Here is a 289-nt window from a genome sequence, read left to right as displayed (position 1 = left end):
TGGTTAAGCCAATCACTCTTTGAAGTACTATAAGTACTCAATTATTGGAATTAACGTTGACATATTGTCATTCAGTTTTCAATGTTCATTTTGTCTCACAAGAAACAATTATACTCTCTTTATTATCTTGTGTCAATACTTAATTCAATTTATTTTCAACTTTTTCAAGAAAAAAAGACCCAAGGGTCAAAATTGAATTTTGCCCGGCAACGTCCTACTCTCGCGGAACGTAAGCCCAACTACCATCGGCGCTAAAGAGCTTAACTTCTGTGTTCGGCATGGGAACAGG

At 36.3% G+C, this 289-nt stretch carries 1 rRNA gene; it reads right to left on the bottom strand.

Annotated elements, in window-relative coordinates:
- Positions 1-201: 201 nt before the first annotated feature.
- A 5S ribosomal RNA gene (gene rrf, locus LQ668_RS12320) occupies positions 202-289 on the bottom strand; the annotation flags it as partial.

Origin of the sequence: Mammaliicoccus sp. K-M42 (genome assembly GCF_022386375.1) — a bacterium.
GTDB classification, from domain to species: domain Bacteria; phylum Bacillota; class Bacilli; order Staphylococcales; family Staphylococcaceae; genus Mammaliicoccus; species Mammaliicoccus fleurettii.
This window is presented reverse-complemented; position numbering and strand designations above follow the sequence as displayed.